A 16,300-nucleotide genomic window follows, 5' to 3' on the forward strand; every position below is an offset into this window, starting at 1 on the left:
AGGGATTAAATTGGATCTCACAACGAAGATAGCCGGTCTGCAGCTTGCAAATCCGGTAATGCCCGCTTCAGGGCCGTTGACCGGGGACGACCAGAAGATGCTTGCCCTTACAGATTTTGGGCTTGGTGCCATGGTTACCAAGACGATATCTACAAAAGCTGCTGAGGTTCCACGTCCCTGTATAATTGCAGGAAAAAACTATATTATGAATACCGAGTTGTGGACGGAATATCCACCTGAAAAGTGGAAAGGTGAATTCATACCAAAATTCAGAGAAAAAAGCTCTCTTCCATTGATAGTCAGTCTGGGATACACCGTGGAAGATCTTGAGGTCCTGGTACCAATGTTCGACGATCTTGCCGACGCTTTTGAGCTTTCCACACATTATGTGGCGGATGATCCAGAGCTCATGAAACATCTCATCAGGACGGTTAAAAAGCATACGGATAAACCTGTATTCCTGAAGTTTGATCCGTCGGTACCTGAACCTGAGGTCATGGCAAAAGCAGTTGAAGAAGCTGGTGGGGATGGTATAGTTGCCATTAACTCTTTAGGACCGGGTTATCCACTCTACCGCGAATTAAAATCGTCACCTCTAGGTAGCACACATGGCTTTGGCTGGATTTCCGGACCAGTGATCAAGCCAATTGCTCTGGCGATGGTAAAACGGGTGGCTTCGAGCTGTAATTTGCCAATCATCGGTGTAGGCGGTATATCATCTGCTGATGACGTCATCGATTTTATTATGGCCGGTGCTTCCGCTGTTCAGCTTCTTTCAGGTGCTCTACTCTATGGAAAGAGCATCTAACAAAAAAATAATCGCTGATCTTCCAAAAAAATTAGAGGCACTTGGGTACAACAGTATAAATGAAATAAAAGGCCTTGCGACGAATTCTAATCCTGAGGTATCATACGAAAAACGAACACCGAAAATTGATCATTCCAAGTGTGTCAAATGTGGCGTGTGTGTTGAAGTGTGTCCTTACTTTGCTTTGAGTATGGAAGAACAGGTTATTGTGGATGAGGAAGCCTGTTTTGGTTGTGGCCTATGTCAGACCAAATGTCCAACAAAAGCCATCGGAGGTGTTCTTTTTTGATTAAGTACAACTACTTGCTTCGGTGTATAAGCTGTGGAAAGGAATATTCACCAGAGGAAGTTGAATACACTTGCCCTGATTGCGGACCAAGACTGGGAACACTTGAAGTTATATACGATTTTTCGATTCTGAAAAAAAGGCTGAAAGATGCCCGTTGGTCAACGTTTTCTGAACGCGGGATCTGGCAATTTTCCGACCTACTTCCTCTTCCCGAAAATTTTGACGAACTTATACCTCCGCTTCTTGTGGGGAACACACCTTTGTATAGGGCTGATAAAATTGCAGGAAAATATGGCGTTGCTGAGGTCCTGGTAAAGGATGATGGAAGAAACCCGACAGCTTCCTTTAAGGACAGAGCCAGTGCCCTTGCTGTTGTTAAAGCAAAGGAAAAAGGTTACAATACCGTTTTTTGTGCCTCGACAGGCAACGCAGCGAGTTCTCTGGCAGGGCTCACCGCTGCCGCGGGCTTGAAGAGCGTTATCTTTGTTCCCGCGTCGGCACCAGCAGCCAAACTGACCCAGCTGCAGGTATACGGTGCAAAGGTTCTCGCGATAGATGGTAGTTACGATGAAGCCTTCGATATATCGATGATCGTCGGTATGGAAAAAGGTTGGTATTGCAGAAACAGTGCGATAAATCCCTATCTACTTGAAGGAAAGAAAACAGGTGCGCTTGAGCTTGCGGTACAAACGGGAATGGATCTTCCTGACTTTGTCTTCGTTTCTGTCGGTGATGGTACCGTTTTGAGCAGTTTCTATAAGGCCTTTATGGATTTGAAGGAACTTGGAATCATCGAAAGGATTCCAACGATCGTAGGTGTTCAGGCCGAGAATGCTTCCGCCATTATAGATACATACGAACGTGGAGAGCCTTTCACACCTGCTGATTTAGACGCACATAGCGTAGCGGATAGCATTGCTGTAGGCAAGCCAAGAGACGTAATAAAAGCCTGTAAGTATACAAAAAAGAACGGTGGCCTCTTTGTGAAGGTTTCAGATAAGGAAATCCTGGATAGTATAATCGAACTTGCAAGGGGAACCGGCGTTTTTGCTGAACCGGCGGGAGCAACTGCTTTTGCAGGATTCAAACGAATGAAAAGTCTTGGTCAGATTTCGGAAAGCGCAAGAGTAGCTTTGATTGTTACCGGAAATGGCCTTAAAGATTTGAAAGCACCTGCTCGGGTTCTCGAAGAGCTTAAAAAGCTTCCTGCTAACGTTGAGAAAATCAGGGAGGGATTGGATGAAGATAAGCTTTAAGTTGAATGGTGAGCCCGTAGAAGTCGATATAAGGCCGGATATGCGGGTACTTGACTTTCTGAGAGATGAAATGGGATTGACGGGAGTCAAAGAAGGTTGTGGTGAAGGAGAATGTGGTGCCTGTACCATCATAGTCGATGGGCGTAACGTGCACTCATGCCTCATGCTTACCGTCGAACTTGATGGCAAAGATGTCTGGACTATTGAAGGATTGTCGAAGGATGGAAAACCACATCCTGTACAGGAAGCATTTATAGAAGCTGGTGGTGTGCAGTGTGGTTTCTGTACCCCCGGGATGATAATGTCGGCTAAGGTGTTGCTGGACAGAAATCCAAAACCGTCTGAGGAACAAATAAAAGAAGCCCTTGAGGGAAACCTTTGCAGATGTACCGGTTACTACAAGATCATAAAGGCTGTTGAATTGGCATCTGAAAAACTGGAAAAGGGTGAATAAAAACGTGAAAACGGGGCTCGTTATACTGGCTGCAGGATCAGCAAAGCGGTTTGGTACCGATAAACTCCTGAAAGAGTTCGATGGTAAACCGCTGCTTCAGATTGTTCTGGATAATTTGAAAGATGCCCCGTGTTACAAAAAAGTAGTTGTTGTGAGACCTGACTTTCCGGTAGAGAGATTTGATTTTTCAGGTTACGAGATGGTTCTAAATCACAGCCATATCTATGGTATCTCTTCGAGCCTAAAAGTTGGTTTTAATGCGTTCCTATTAGAAGAACCTGAAGGGATTTTTATAACCCTGGGAGATATGCCTTTTATCTACTCTTCTGACATTGTAGAGATAAGAAAGAGAATAGTGCCAGAAGATCCGAAGATTATCAGTTTCGTGCACGAAGGGAAAAAGGGGTTTCCAACGTTTATTCCCGGTAAATTCTTCAAAAGGATCATGGAACTCCACGGTGACAGAGGCGCGTCGGTTCTTATTAATGATAACAAGTCAGCTTTTATACCGCTCGGAGGGCAGAAAAGGCATTGTTTTGACATAGATACTGAAAATGATTTTAAGGAGGCGTTGAAAACCATTGAAAGACCCGAGAAAGCTATGGGAGATACTCATAGGTCTCGATGAACCTTTTGTTATCGCGACTGTTTGTAATACAAAAACCTCCAGCGAAAGAATGGAAGGAGAGGTTTTTGGAATGACTTATGCCGGGAAATTTTATGGAGAAGCTGAAGGAGAATTCAGGAGATTTCTCGAAGCCAATATGACAAAAGCGATGAAGACGTCTATGAGTTTTATGGAAACATACATAGAGCATAGAAGTGTCGCGGCCCTATGGGGGGCAACCTGTGGTGAACGTACATCGGTTTTTTTTCATTACGTTGGCCCGTCACCGAAGGTATACATCTTTGGTGCCGGAAAGTTATCAGAAAGGGTTGCAAAAATACTTGTAGCTGCTGATTTTGATGTGGTGGTAATGGATGACAATGAGAACTTCCTGAGAAATTTTGATAAAATCTGTAGTTACAGAAAAATCAATTACGACGAGCCCGGGAGCTTTCCGACAATAGAAGCGAGGGATTTCTGTGTTGTGTTGACCAGAGGGCACACCAAAGATTTCGAGGCTTTGCAGATATGTCTCGCTTCAAAAGCAAGATACATTGGACTGATTGGTTCAAATAAGAAAAATTCTGAACTTAAAGAGAGGATGTTTAGAGCAGGCTATACAGAGGAAGCGTGGGAACGCGTAAAGACACCGATAGGGATAGAGATAGGTGCTCAAACACCTGGCGAAATAGCAATAGCCATTGCCGCTGAAATAGTAAAGGTAAAAAACGAAAAACAATAATTATAGAGACCGGGGGTGTTTATGTGGCTTTTAAGGTAATACTGCCGGAAACAGAAGACGAACTTATGATGGCTCTCATGGAAGATAATGTAAAAATCATGGCTGGTGGAACTGATTTGATGGTGAAAATACGCGCTGATAGAGAAAAACCAGAAAAGGTTGTTCTTCTTTCAAAGCTCAAGGGAATGGATGAAATTGAAGATCTTGGTGATAGGATAAGGATCGGGTGTAAGGTTACACACACTCAGATACTGGAATCAGAGTTATTACAAAAAGATGCGAAGATCCTTACAATGGCGGTCAGAGAAATTGGTAGTCCGCAGATAAGGAACAAAGGAACTCTGGTAGGTAACGTGGTGAACGCTTCACCTGCTGGCGATTCGATACTTGCTCTTTATCTATCAAATGCAAAGGTGGTAATTCGAGGTCCTAAAGGTGAACGTTCTCAGGATATAGAGGATTTCATTGTTGGCCCTGGAAAAACAACGCTCTCCTTAGGTGAATATGTACGGGCGATTGTTTTTGAAAAAACTGGCGAATGGTTCCCATTTTTCTACAAGGTTGGCCAAAGAAACGCGATGGCTATTTCCGTTACCTCAGTGGGGGCTCTTGTGAAGGAAAGCAAAATTAGGATAGCATTCGGGTCAGTAGCTCCTACTGTGGTTAGAGCTCATAAAGCTGAAAGATATTTCGAAAGAGAAGGAATTGATGGAACAAAACTGGAACAATTCGTTGACTATTGTATGGAATATGTAACTCCTATTAGTGATATTCGTGCTTCCGCTTGGTACAGAAAAGAAGTTACCAAAAATCTGATCACTAAGATCATAGAACTCTGGAATGAAAGGAGGGGGAGATGTGCTCCTCAATGTTAAAGAATTTTTGAAACCCACTTCGGTTGAACAGGCCTTTGAGATGCTGAACAGAGATAGAAAACATTCCATTCTTCTTTCAGGTGGAACAACGGTTTCCCTCATGAAATCGACCACTGTCGAAGTAATAATTGATCTCAAGAACATCAAAGAACTAGCCGAGATAAAAGAGACCGAAGATGGTTTGAGTGTTGGTGCTAATATCACCATAGAAGACTTTAGAAAGTCTGATTTGATCTCCACATTTTTCGGAAATTTTTTCTCCAAAAGTTTTGCAACTGTTGGAAGTTGGCAAATACGTAACATGGCGACTATCGGTGGCTCCGTTGCACCGAGGCTTGGTTGGTCTGATGTAACAACCTGTCTTTTGGCTGCTGGAGCCAAACTTAAAACTTTTGGAGAAGAAGGCTATCGTTACATGGATATCGAAGATTTCAACAAGCTGGATAGGTACAGTAAGCCCATCATAACCCACGTTATTTTGCCCAAAGATGGCTATCTCTACTCTTTCAAGAAACTGTCGAAATCATCATTCGATATTGCCATCGTTAATTTTGCTCTCGCATTAAAACTAAATTCAGGAATTGTGGAAAGCTCGCGGGTGGTTATAGGCTCACGTCCGCACTTCCCAAAGCGTTTCGAAAAGGTTGAACAAGCCCTCAAGGGGTTAAAAATTGAGGAAGTTCCAGAGCACGTTAAACCATTAGTTTTTGAGCATTTTGAAGGCGGCAGTAATTTCCTCGCCACAGAAGAATACCGTAGGCACATGGCCTCTGTTTTGGCAGAAAGAGCAGCAAAGGAAATTCGGGAGATGATAGCATGAGGATAAGTCTAGAAGTTAATGGAAAACTTCATGAAGTCGAAATTGATCCAGGAGAAATGCTTCTGGATGTTTTGAGAAGACTTGGATATAAGAGTGTGAGAAGAAGCTGTAACTCAGCAAGCTGTGGAACCTGCACGGTGTTGCTCAACGGTAAACCAATTCTGTCGTGTAGTACCTTTGCAGCTTCTGTTGATGGCCAAAGCGTAGAAACCGTTGAATCCTTGAATGAAAATGATGAGCTACATCCAATTCAGGAAGCCCTTCTTGAAGAAGGTGGATCTCAATGTGGTTTTTGTATTCCGGGACTTACAATGACAACTAAAGCATTTCTTGAACAGAACCCTGACCCCACAGAAGAGGAGATCAGGGAAGCTTTGAACGGAAATATCTGTCGTTGTACCGGTTATGAAGCCCAAACCAGAGCAATCAAAAAAGCAGCAAAACGTCTTAGGGGTGATGAGAATGTTTGAAACCCTGAATAGCAAAGAATTCAAAGTGATAAATAAATCAATAAAGAAAGTAGATGGAAGAGGTTTAGTTAGAGGAAAACCTGTTTATGCAGGAGACCTGGATATTCCTAACGCTCTTCATGTCAAACTAGTCCGCAGTCCTCATGCTCACGCCATAATAAAGAAAATAGATAAAACCAAAGCTCTTGCAATTCCTGGAGTTGTAGCGGTCATTACCTATGAAGATCTTCCGAGAATTGCCTTTACGAGAGCCGGTCAGGGATATCCTGAACCATCACCTTATGATACCTTTGTTCTTGATAGGAAAGTCAGGTACGTTGGTGATCCAGTTGCAATTGTTGCTGCCGAAACGGAAAGAGCTGCAATTCTTGGAGCTAATGCCGTTGAAGTTGAATACGAGATCTTGCCTGCTATACTCAATTTCGAAGAAGCAATGAAAGAAGATGCACCTATCATACATGATGAAGAAGATATTTCTGGTGCTTTTGACCCGAAAAAAAATATTGCAGCTCACTTTGAGATGGAAATTGGCGATCTGGACGATGCCTTCAAAAAATGCGACAAAGTAATTACTCGAACATACTATGTTAACACCCAGCTTCACGCTATGCTGGAACCTCACACCGCTACAAGTTACTATGACTCGAATGGAAGGTTGGTTATAGTTTCTTCAACGCAGGTACCTTTCCATGTAAGAAGAATTATCAGCAGAATTTTTGAAATTCCTATTTCCAAGATACGTGTTATAAAACCAAGAATAGGCGGTGGATTTGGTGGCAAGCAGGCAATTCATCAAGAAGCCTATGTTGTGGCTGTCACTTTGAAAACCGGTAGACCAGCGAAAATCGTTTACGAACGCCCGGAAGTCTCCATGGCTACCAATATCAGGCATGAAATGAAATTCACAGTAACAGTTGGTGCCACCAGTGATGGAAAGATAAAAGCTATATCGATGGAAGGACTATCAAATACAGGAGCTTATGGTGAACATGCTCTAACAACCTTTATGGTTGCCGGTTCTAAGACCCTTCCGTTATACAACAAAGTTGATGCTGTTAAATTTGTCGGTGATGTAGTTTACACGAATCTTCCACCTGCAGGTGCTTACAGAGGTTATGGTGCTCCTCAGGGGCTATTTGCATTGGATTGTACAATTGATGAACTGGCTCACGAGCTTGGTCTTGACCCTCTTGAGGTTAAGGAGAAAAATTCTATCAGGGAAGGTGAAACTTCACCTATATTCAAGATAATGGGTGAAGGTCGTGAGGGCGTAGACCAGATAGTGAGAAGCTGTAAACTTCAGGAATGTATCGACAAGGGCAAAAAGGCCATCGGTTGGAATGAAAAGCACGGAAAGGCGATAAGAAACGGAAATAAAGTTAGAGGTGTAGGATGCTCAATTGCAATGCAGGGATCTGGAATAGCAAAAATAGACATGGCTGCTGCGACCATAAAAATGAATGATGACGGATCCTTCAATCTTCTTATAGGTGCCACAGATCTTGGAACTGGAAGCGATACAATAATGGCACAAATAGCTGCTGAGGTTTTAGACGTTCCGGTTGAGAAGATAATCGTTTACTCTTCGGATACTGATATGACGCCTTTCGATACTGGCGCTTATGCTTCCAGTACGACCTACGTATCTGGAAACGCTGTGAGAAAAGCAGCAGAAGAGGTAAAGAAACAGATCATCGAGAGTGCTTCAAAATATCTTGAAGAACCCATCGAAGATCTTTACGTAAAAGATGAAAAGGTGATATCCAAAAAGAGTGGAAAAGAAGTGACTTATGCTGAACTTTGTACAAAACTCTTCTACACATTCGAACAAAAGCAGATAGCAGCAACTGCTTCTTACGTGGGTGAAGAGTCACCACCACCGTTCCTCGCTACCTTTGCTGAGGTAGAAGTTGATCTGGATACTGGAAAAATAGATATAGTAAAATTGGTTTCTTATGCAGATTGTGGGACACCACTTAACCCGATACAGGCTAGAGGACAGCTGGAAGGCGCGACAATGCAGGGTATAGGTTGGGCGTTGTATGAAGATGTTATCTATTCTAACAATGGGCGTATGCTGACAAACGACTTCTTTACTTACAAAGTGCCATCTCGTTTGGATTATGGTGAGTTAGAATGTGGACTTGTCGATAGTTACGAGCCAACAGGGCCTTTCGGGGCGAAGAGTATTGCCGAAATTGGTATTGATACACCAATCCCCGCTATTGCAAATGCAATATTTGACGCAACCGGAATAAGACTCCGAGAAGCGCCTTTCAGAAGCGAAAAGCTCTTCTTTGAGATCTTAAAGAAGGAGAAAGAGCAAAAATGAAAAAAGTTTTACTGGTAACACTTGTGTTAATCCTGGTGGCTACCTTCTGTTTTGCTGAAGAACTAACCATCTGGATTAGCTGGGAAGGCGAAGAGTTTTTCACCGAGGTTGCGAAGGTTTATTCAGAAAGAACGGGAATTGATGTAAAGGTATTACATGTTCCCAAGCTGGATAAAAAATTATTTACCGCTCTTAGGACAGGGAATCTGCCGGATATTTCAATGGTTAAAGACACCAATACCGAAAGAATAGCGAATTCAGATTTCCTGGTGAAATTGGGTAGAGCGGATCTTGAATCATTGGGGATTTTTCCAGAGAGAAACCTCAAACCGTACTCGGTGAACGGATTGTTAGTTGCCGTTCCTTACTACGCAGATGTGCAGGTTGTCTTCGCCAATCTTGATTTACTTGAAAGCAAAGATCTTGAACTCGATTTCGATTACACCATTGAAGATCTTAAAAAAGTCGCGGAAAAATTTGCTGGTACTGATATTGTTCCTGTTGCATGGGATTTCATGTCCTCTTACGTGTTCTATCCCTTCATGACGAGATTTGGAAAGCTCTGGGATGAAGATGGGAAACCGACATTTGATTCTCCAGCAATTGCTGAGGCTATAACATACATCAAAAATCTCTTTGATGAAGGAGTCTTTACCAGACTCAATCGTGGTGCGCTGGTAAGCTCTTTTGAAGCAGGAAAAATAGCGGTAGTAATTCAAGGAAGCTATCTTGCAAAGGACTTTGAGGAAGCCGGAATTAGATTCAAGATGCTGCCATTCCCCTTGATCGAGGGTAAAAGGGTCAATCCAATAATTGACTCAAAAGGTTTCGCCATTTTCAATGCCTCCAAAAAAGATATAGCCATCGATTTTCTAAGGTTCCTATTTTCCCGGAGTATTGATTATTGTATTGAATACAACAAAATACCCATGTGGGCAACTGATGTACCAGTGGAACTTAAAGATCTAAATGATATCCTCAACGTTGGACAGTATATGTACAACGGTTTGAAATTCCAATCATTCTATTTCAGCACGATGAGAACGGTGCTTCAGGCAGTCTATTCTGGAAGCCTTTCTGTTGATGAAGCATTGAAAAGTGCTCAGAATTACGTGAATTCAAACTGGTGATATGGCAGAACTTTTTCTCGGACTGACGGTAATACTCTTTTTAATCGCTATATTTTCGCGAAGGGTCATATCGATGGCCCTTCCGCTTTTGTTTCTTGTTGTCATTGTTATTGTATTTCCTTTGATCTGGGCATTCGTTATTTCATTCTTCAGTTATGGAGCCTTTGACGAGGTTCCTGAAGCGGTTGGATTTCATAACTACAAACTTGTTTTTGAAGACAACGGATTGCGCTTATCTTTCCAGATAACATCTTTATGGGCATTCTTGAAGGTCTCATTGGAGATAGCAATTTCCTTTTTGCTAGCAGTCTCCCTTCGTAAAACATCAAAAGTCAACAAAGCTATTCTGGTTTTAATCGGTATAGGTTGGTTCATGCCGTCTTTTATAAGCGTCTCCGCATGGAGAGCGTTTGTACAGGGTTATGGAAGCAATTCCCCGTTTAATTTTATACTCAATTTACTATTCGGTACTACCATAGACATCACCACCCAGCCTTTGTCTGCTTTCATTGTAACTCTCTTTGTCAGTGTGTGGTTATCGATCCCCATGAGTACGATGATAATTATAGCCATGCTCCAGAGTGTCCCCAGGGATGTTGACGACATGTTGCTTATAGATGGGGCTAAAGATACCGCCATCAACAGTATGCTTTTTGGACAGATCAGATATCTTTTGATTCCATATTACTTTTTTCAGCTTGCCAGAGCATTCAAGGGTTTTTCAACGGCATTTTTGTTGAGTGGTGACGGACCGCTGTTGCCTGGAGGATTTACACCCAATACCATTGTAGGGTCAACCTCTTTTCTTGGAATAGTTTTGTATAGAAAGTTCAGTATCGAAGAAGATTATGGAATACTCTCGGCATATTCGGCTGTCGTTGGAGTGATAACTCTGTTGTGGTTAATTGCCGCCTTGAGTTCGCGAGCAAAAGTTCCAAGGCGTCACCATTACGTTATGCCTCTTGCAGGTGTTTCACATTTTCTCATCGGTTATTACCTTAAAATAGGTTTCTGGCCTTATTTGCTTGCGGCTGGTTATCTTTTTAGTACATTTTTGGTTCCTCGATTCAAAAAAGCCTTTAGAATTTTGTCTGCTGTATTGGTGTTGTTGGATGTTGTATTTTGTATACATTCGATCTGGTCTGCTGGATGGAAAGGCATAAATCCAGCAACTTTTCTCGCAGTTCCTGCTGTGCTGTTCTCATTGAGATACAAAATGCCTGTTATTAATTTCTCACCCCCCAAAATCCTTAAATCGATTCTAAAATGGATTCCGGGAGTTATCAGCCTCGTTATACTTGTTTACATAATATTACTTGCCCTTTCTGGAAAGAACACCGTTTTACCGAAACTTTCGGATTTAACGTTCAAGAACTTTTCAACTGTCTTTTTCAGGCATCGACTATGGTTTAACCTTTTGAACACCCTGAAAATCGCGATGTTCAGTACCACTATTCTTTTTATGACGGCGTTACCCTTTAGCTATCTGTATTCTCGCGGAAAAAATAAGGCAGCATCTTTCATAATGCTTGTAGTTCTGTTTGGTGGAATCTATACGGGTATGCATACACTCTTACCTCTATACATTCTTTTTGACAAACTCAACCTTTTGAACTCATTGATAGGTATTGCCATGGTGGTCGCAAATCAAGCGATTCCGCTTACAGTAATAACAATGAGTACATTCTTTTCAAAAATGCCAGGAGAATTCAGGGAAGTAGCTAAACTGGAAGGAATGAGTGAAGGAAGATACTTTTCAAGAATCGTGTTACCCCTGAGTTTGCCTGTCATTTCCGGGATTTTTATCTATGTGCTCGTTAGTTCATGGAATGCTTTTACTGTTCCTCTCGTTTTTATTGACAAAAGCGAATTAATGCCTTTCTCTCTCAAGGTTTTCAGTTACGCAGGGGAAATAGGCAGTTTTTACACACGGTGGAATCTTTTTGGTGCTGCTTCTATAATAGGGATTATACCGTTGCTGTTCTTATATAAACTAAATCAAAAATATCTCTACTCGAAGAATCTCGCTGAGGGGGGAATAACTTATGAATAGCGTTTTTGATAGAGTGCTCGAGATTGCAGCAAACAAAGGAAAGAACTTGTCGGTACTTGATTATGTCGTGGGTACTGGAATGACAGCTGTTAAGCTCTCCTCCGGAAACGTTGGAGTGGCTCACCTTCTTAGGGATGAGCTTCCTTCCGGTTGTACCCTATTCGACGAGCTCTTTGAAACTCCCTGTACCCTTCCCGAATTTTTGAAGCTTGGTTATATTCATCATCCTATAACGGTCAGCCTCGCACTTGCCGCCGCGAATGCTCTCGTAAACGCTGAATTAGAAGAAAAATCTGTCTCACAATCAGATATATTCGAGATATTGAACATTCAGGAAAATGACATTGTTGGCTTTATAGGTGATTTCAAACCTTTAACATCGAAATTGAAAGATAAGGTAAAAGGGCTATTGATCTTTGAAAGGCATTCGGGAGAAGGATATCTTCCTGATTGGGCTATCCCGTGGAAGTTGAAAGAATGTACGGCTGTTATTGTTACGGGAACCACGATGATGAACAGAACAATAGACAGCATATTGAATTCTGTGAATACTGATAGAGTAGTGGTTTTTGGACCTTCAACACCACTTGTTCCAGAGGTTTATCCGGATGTGGTGAAGGCAATAGGTGGAGCAAGAATAGTCAATCCAGAATTGGCAATGAAGGTAGCTTCGCGAGCAGGAGGAACGAAAAACCTATACAGGCTAAAAGCTGCAAAGAAAGTAACGCTTATTCTATAATAAAAAAGGCGGCTTTATGCCGCCTTTTTTATCACACTCCGTACTTTTTCCTGTAATCTAGCAGCATTTCATCGGTTACTTTAACTTCGTCTCTCTCTTTCTGCCAGAATTCCGGAGTCCTCTGTGCGTTTAGTTCTTCAACCGTTTTCCCCTGTTGTTCAACCCAGGTGTAGTACTTCAGATTATGCCATCTTTCTCTGTTTTCCACGGTTCCTTCGAATATCCAATCAGTCTTTGCTCCAAGGAATATGGATTCAAACCGATGTTTTGCTTCGCCCCTGTCGAGCTTTCCGTAGGTTTTCGTCATCTGTTCCATGACGGAATGATAGCGGTCAATATTATCGGTTGCTATGGTGAAGATATTGTGTTCTGAAGTGAATCCGTAGTACTTCGCCATCTTGATAGCACCAATTACGTTTGCGACACCGGAAATACCGAAGACTGTTGAGAGGAATTCTACTGTTTTTTCTGGAAGGAATTCCTTTAGGAATTTCTTACCTTCTTCATCCGTTAGAACCTGCAACATCTTTTTGGATTCCACATCGTCGACTGCAACAACAGCATCGTTGTTCAGTACGTTATGAATCCATGTAACATGCTTGTCTCCGATTCCCTGGATGTCGTGTCCACCGTAACCGTTGAGAGATATCGTTGGACACTGTATAGGTTCTAGCGCGACAACTTTAGCATCGGGATAGACCTCTTTCACTCTATCACCACAAGCGATGGTTCCACCAGAACCAACACCAGCAACGATAGCAGCAATTTTTCCGTTACCGATTCCGAGTTCTTTTACCAATTCGATCATCGTGTTACCTGTGACATAATAATGGAAACGATAGTTACCGAACTCGGCGAATTGATTCAATACCCTGACTTTTTCTGGATTCTCTGCTTTAAGCTCTTTTGCTTTATCATAAATTTCTTTGACGTTGGATTCACAACCAGGTGTTGCGATTACTCTTGCACCATAACTTCTTATGATATCGAAGCGCTCTTGTGACATTTCTTCAGGTAGGATAACCACTGAATCGTACTTCATTCTACATCCAACCCAGGCTCCACCAATTCCGTAATTACCTGTGGATGGCCAAACGAGGGTGTGATACGTCGGATCAACTTCACCTCTAAGGCTTTTTTCCATAAGTATCGAGTATGTGGCACCGACTTTATGGCTTCCTGTGGGGAATTCCTTACCATATAGGACGATTATATTCGCATCCACACCTGTTAGTTCCTTGGGAAGCACAACGTGATAAACTTTGTTGTTGATATCTCTCCAGGAAATATTGTAAAAATTGATTGGATCGAGTGGGTCTTCTTTTTTCATTTCCCATGCTTTCTTTCTGATTTTTGGGTCGATCTTATCGGGATGCAACATTTCTTCAAATGTTGGACCAAGCACAAGCTTCTTCATTCGTTCATGCCTCCTTGATGAGTTTTAATATATACTCGGCAGTCGCTGGTATTCTTTTTACTCTCTTACCAATCGCACGTGAAATACCGTTAGCTATGGCAGCAGGTGTTGGCATCAGTGATGGTTCACCAATTCCTTTGGCACCGTACGGACCGGAAGAGTATTCATCTTCGACTATATCTATTTTAAGCTCTTCAGGGATTTCATGTATTGTCGGAATTATATAAGTATTGAAATTATCGGTGACAATTTTGCCACGATCCATCTTAATTTGCTCATACAGAGCGTAACCCATTCCCTGAACAAAACCACCCTGAATCTGGCCAATGAGTCCTTCCGGGTTCAACGCTTTACCGACATCATGACTTGTAAATCCTTTTACAACTCTCGTCAAGCCTGTCAACATGTCAACTTCAACCAGAACTATCTGGCTGGCATACGAATAGGTCACATAGGCTTCACCCTGCCCGGTTTCATGATCCCACTCAAGTTTTGGGGTCTCGTACCATCCCGTTTCATTCAATTTTACATTTTTCATATAAGCATTTTCCACAAGTTCATCAAAACTGAGCTCATTTCCTTTGGAGTCAAAATAACGGCCGTTTTCCCAGCTAACATCTTCGGGATCGGTATCAAAGATCTCGGCGAAGAGTTGAACAAATCTTTTTCTTAATTCTCTCGCAGCTATTCTCACAGCATTTCCGGAATAGAGAGTGGTTCTTGAAGCGACGGTTGGCCCACTATCGGGAACGAAAGCGGTATCAGGTTGATGAACATTGATCTTTTCCAGTTTTTGTCCGAGCTCTTCCGCAGCGAGCATAGCAATCACTGTTTTCGCTCCCTGTCCCATTTCTGTACCGCCTATTCTTACGTCTATGGTTCCATCCTTGTTCACCTGTATGTGTGCTCCTGAAGCATCTAAGTGCTGCCCGGCAGCGCCGAGGCTGACCCCATAGATTATATGTGAAACGCCAAGTCCGCGTTTTTTGAAACTATTCTGTTTGTTGAATTCTTCTACTTCCTTCTTCAGATTTTCCCAATCAGCGATTGTTCTGACATTTTCCAGAGTTTGGACCGCCCCAACACTTTCCGTGAGCAGATGATTTGTGGCCGTTCTGCTTCCAACACGAAGAGTGTTTTTCAACCTGAACTCAATTGGGTCTATGCCTAGCTTTAGAGAGATCTCATCGATCATGGATTCAACGGCAAAAAGAACCTGTGGGCTTCCAAAGCCTCTAAAAGCACCTGGCGGAACCTTGTTGGTGTAGACACCATAAACATCCACTTTAACATTTGGTATCTCATAACTACCAGCTGCATGAACAAGCGTTCTGAACATTACGATAGGTGATAGGGTAGCGTAGGCTCCCATATCCATGTAGGCCTTGATCTCTATTGATTTTAACTTTCCGCTCTTGTCCACACCTATTTTGTAGTGAGAAGTAATTGGATGGCGTTTAGATGTTGTTTGTATATCAACTTCTCTGCTGTATATGAGTTTGGCAGGCCTGCCTGTATTGTACGCAGCAACAGCGGCGTAACTAGCGACATAAGAAGGTACATCTTCCTTTCCTCCGAATCCGCCACCGGTCTCTGTTTGAATCACACGCACCTTGTTTAAATCAATGCCAAGAATATGTGCAACACTGTTTTGAACATAATATGGACACTGCATTGTTCCATAAACGGTATAACCGTAATCAATATCTGGCAAAACGACAACCCCTTGAGGTTCTAAATAGGCTTGTTCCTGATAATCGGCGTGGAAGTCGTCTTCGAAAATGAATTCGGATTCTGCAAATCCTTTTTCGACGTCGCCTTTCCTTATTTTCTTGTGAATCGGGACATTCGTTGGCTCGTGTATCTTTATTTCGTCTTTCAACGCCTCCTCAATGCTAAAAATAGGTGGCAATTCCTCTATGGACAGTTTTACACGTTTTGCAGCTTCATCAGCTGCTTCCTGACTTTCAGCAGCTACCACAGCAACAACGTCGCCATAATACCTTATTTTTCCTCCTACTGGAACGAGACAGGGCATGTCTTTAACAACTTCACCGAGTTGGTTTTCACCAGGAACATCTTTTGCAGTGTAAATACCAATAACATCGGGAATTTTCAACGCTTCCGAGAATTCTATTTCCTTCAGAACTCCGTGGGGTTTTCTGGCAAGTACGAGAGAGCAGTAAACCATCCTGTTGAAGTACATATCAGCTGCAAATTTAGCCTGCCCGGTTACTTTAGGCAGTGCATCAACCCTTTTGACTTTCTTTCCTATAACGTTCCTGAGTTTTACTGTTGTCCTCATAAT

At 42.4% G+C, this 16,300-nt stretch carries 15 protein-coding genes; 13 read left to right on the plus strand and 2 right to left on the minus strand.

Translation table 11 applies throughout. The annotated features are described in order from the left end of the window. Window positions 1–10 precede the first annotated feature (10 nt). From DU53_RS10815 to DU53_RS10870, 13 genes are read left to right on the plus strand one after another with little or no spacing between them, the layout of a single operon-like run. Window positions 11–808, plus strand: a complete 798-nt coding sequence (locus DU53_RS10815) for a dihydroorotate dehydrogenase (protein WP_235599823.1) — start codon at window positions 11–13, stop codon at window positions 806–808. Further along, a complete protein-coding gene (locus DU53_RS13060) occupies window positions 792–1,097 on the plus strand; it encodes a 4Fe-4S binding protein (protein WP_235599824.1) in 306 nt (101 codons plus the stop codon). The genes DU53_RS10815 and DU53_RS13060 overlap by 17 nt, the downstream gene beginning before the upstream one ends. Beyond that, a complete protein-coding gene (gene thrC / locus DU53_RS10820; protein ID WP_015869393.1) occupies window positions 1,094–2,353 on the plus strand; it encodes a threonine synthase in 1,260 nt (419 codons plus the stop codon). Before DU53_RS13060 ends, thrC begins: the two co-directional genes overlap by 4 nt. Next, the gene (locus tag DU53_RS10825) at window positions 2,337–2,807 is read left to right on the plus strand and encodes a (2Fe-2S)-binding protein (RefSeq protein ID WP_015869394.1); all 471 of its coding nucleotides are present in this window, start codon (window positions 2,337–2,339) and stop codon (window positions 2,805–2,807) included. Before thrC ends, DU53_RS10825 begins: the two co-directional genes overlap by 17 nt. 4 nt (window positions 2,808–2,811) lie before the next feature. Then, the gene (locus tag DU53_RS10830) at window positions 2,812–3,435 is read left to right on the plus strand and encodes an NTP transferase domain-containing protein (protein ID WP_041288744.1); all 624 of its coding nucleotides are present in this window, start codon (window positions 2,812–2,814) and stop codon (window positions 3,433–3,435) included. Next, on the plus strand, window positions 3,389–4,156 hold the full coding sequence (locus DU53_RS10835; RefSeq protein ID WP_015869396.1) for an XdhC family protein: 768 nt from the start codon (window positions 3,389–3,391) through the stop codon (window positions 4,154–4,156). The genes DU53_RS10830 and DU53_RS10835 overlap by 47 nt, the downstream gene beginning before the upstream one ends. A 23-nt stretch (window positions 4,157–4,179) precedes the next feature. Beyond that, window positions 4,180–5,031: a xanthine dehydrogenase family protein subunit M gene (locus tag DU53_RS10840; protein WP_015869397.1), complete on the plus strand. Its 852-nt coding sequence runs from the start codon at window positions 4,180–4,182 to the stop codon at window positions 5,029–5,031. Beyond that, complete coding sequence (locus tag DU53_RS10845; RefSeq protein ID WP_015869398.1) at window positions 5,015–5,851, plus strand: xanthine dehydrogenase family protein subunit M; 837 nt, start codon at window positions 5,015–5,017, stop codon at window positions 5,849–5,851. Before DU53_RS10840 ends, DU53_RS10845 begins: the two co-directional genes overlap by 17 nt. After that, window positions 5,848–6,321: a (2Fe-2S)-binding protein gene (locus DU53_RS10850; RefSeq protein ID WP_015869399.1), complete on the plus strand. Its 474-nt coding sequence runs from the start codon at window positions 5,848–5,850 to the stop codon at window positions 6,319–6,321. Before DU53_RS10845 ends, DU53_RS10850 begins: the two co-directional genes overlap by 4 nt. Beyond that, the gene (locus tag DU53_RS10855; protein WP_015869400.1) at window positions 6,314–8,653 is read left to right on the plus strand and encodes a xanthine dehydrogenase family protein molybdopterin-binding subunit; all 2,340 of its coding nucleotides are present in this window, start codon (window positions 6,314–6,316) and stop codon (window positions 8,651–8,653) included. Before DU53_RS10850 ends, DU53_RS10855 begins: the two co-directional genes overlap by 8 nt. Further along, window positions 8,650–9,783 (plus strand): extracellular solute-binding protein, encoded by a 1,134-nt coding sequence (locus tag DU53_RS10860; RefSeq protein ID WP_015869401.1) that lies wholly within the window; start codon window positions 8,650–8,652, stop codon window positions 9,781–9,783. Before DU53_RS10855 ends, DU53_RS10860 begins: the two co-directional genes overlap by 4 nt. A 1-nt stretch (window position 9,784) precedes the next feature. Beyond that, a complete protein-coding gene (locus tag DU53_RS10865; protein WP_041288745.1) occupies window positions 9,785–11,836 on the plus strand; it encodes an ABC transporter permease subunit in 2,052 nt (683 codons plus the stop codon). Next, the gene (locus tag DU53_RS10870) at window positions 11,829–12,575 is read left to right on the plus strand and encodes a Rossmann-like domain-containing protein (protein ID WP_015869403.1); all 747 of its coding nucleotides are present in this window, start codon (window positions 11,829–11,831) and stop codon (window positions 12,573–12,575) included. The genes DU53_RS10865 and DU53_RS10870 overlap by 8 nt, the downstream gene beginning before the upstream one ends. Window positions 12,576–12,606: 31 nt before the next feature. Here the strand turns inward: DU53_RS10870 and DU53_RS10875 are convergent, their stop codons facing one another. Together DU53_RS10875 and DU53_RS10880 are read right to left on the minus strand one after the other, a co-directional pair. Beyond that, complete coding sequence (locus tag DU53_RS10875; protein WP_015869404.1) at window positions 12,607–13,992, minus strand: PLP-dependent cysteine synthase family protein; 1,386 nt, start codon at window positions 13,990–13,992, stop codon at window positions 12,607–12,609. Between the two features lie 4 nt (window positions 13,993–13,996). Then, a complete protein-coding gene (locus tag DU53_RS10880) occupies window positions 13,997–16,297 on the minus strand; it encodes a xanthine dehydrogenase family protein molybdopterin-binding subunit (protein WP_015869405.1) in 2,301 nt (766 codons plus the stop codon). Between the last annotated feature and the right edge of the window lie 3 nt (window positions 16,298–16,300).

It is taken from the genome of Kosmotoga sp. DU53, from assembly GCF_001639905.1.
GTDB classification, from domain to species: domain Bacteria; phylum Thermotogota; class Thermotogae; order Petrotogales; family Kosmotogaceae; genus Kosmotoga; species Kosmotoga olearia.